This is a genomic window from Butyrivibrio sp. LC3010, from assembly GCF_000424385.1.
Lineage (GTDB): Bacteria > Bacillota > Clostridia > Lachnospirales > Lachnospiraceae > Butyrivibrio.
The window spans coordinates 1-1225 of sequence record NZ_AUJU01000068.1 but is presented as its reverse complement, the minus strand read 5'-3'; the positions used below and the strand labels follow the sequence as shown (position 1 = coordinate 1225).

1 protein-coding gene is annotated in these 1225 nt (G+C 39.0%); it reads right to left on the bottom strand.

What is annotated here, in order from left to right:
• Positions 1 to 1220, bottom strand: a 1220-nt coding sequence (locus G622_RS26280; protein ID WP_026512090.1) for an IS1634 family transposase, incomplete at its 3' end; no start/stop codon positions are given.
• Positions 1221 to 1225 lie beyond the last annotated feature (5 nt).

The window sequence follows — 1225 nt, the reverse complement described above, 5'->3', positions numbered from 1 at the left end:
CCTATAAAACGGGCTGGATCATTAGGGTTTTTACGATTCTTTTTTAGCTTTCCTTTGTTGATCATGGCCTCGGCACGTTGTACCTGAGCTTCCCTGATTGCCTTTTGATAAGCTGCATATTTGGGCGAATAGGTGATTATGAGTAGCTGATCGATATTTCCGCTGATATAAGGGATTTCTTTGTAGTACAACTCATCAGAATCAGTACTTTCAATTTCTGCAGCAGAAACCTTTTTATTATCCGAAAGCCTTTTAAAACCATCTTTACTCAGTGCGAGTTTTTTGTTTTCTGCATCAAGCTTTTTTATTGACTGGGTGACGATAAACGCTCGTTCTCCTAGGTGGTTAAATTTGCGATTATCGGTTGAACCAAGGCCGGCATCGCTACAGTAAATAAACTTATCATGACCGAACTGCTGAAGGATTTTTGATTCTAAAGGCTTTAATGATTTTTGCTCATTCTGATTCCCACCAAAAATTGAAAATGCCAGAGGAATACCGTCTCCATCAATGAAAAGTCCCATCTGAACGATTGGGTTAGGCCGATGTTCCTTGCTTTTGCCATACTTTTTATTACCATCTTCTTGTTCAATTTCGAAATAGAAGTTAGAGCAGTCGTAGTAAAGTATTCGATCATTTCTTTTACCAAAATAGTTGCTGTTCTTAAAAACTTCAGACTGGATAAAATCCGATTCTTCTGCAAGTACTGATAATGCTCTGTAGATATCATGAAGTTCGTATGTAGGAGCTTCAAGGTATGACTGGGCAGCTTTATATGCAGAAAGTTTGCTACGTGGATCAAGGATGCGGTTATAAACCAGGTCAGAAAGAATGGCATTTAAATCGTATTCGTACTGATGACGTTGTTTGATTGTTTTACAGATCTTATCCAGCTGGAGCTTGTAGTAAACAGCCTGAGGAAACAGATAACCGCCTTCAAATAGTTTGCGCTGTGCATAGTCTAATTCTTTATCTGCGTGGAAAACAACCTGAACAGACTTTGTTTTGCGTGCCTGTTTGTACTTCTTGGTTTCGGCAGCAACTTCGCTGCGGCACCAGGCAATAACATCATCACGAGTTGGGCCATGATCCTTTATTAATTCTGAAAGTGTGCCGAGTTTACGGACAGTAGCAGTGGTGCTTTTTCCAGAATTATCAATAAAGGATTTGGAAATATAGAATGATTCTGAATTCTTGGACTTTGAGATTGTAAGTTTCATGAATA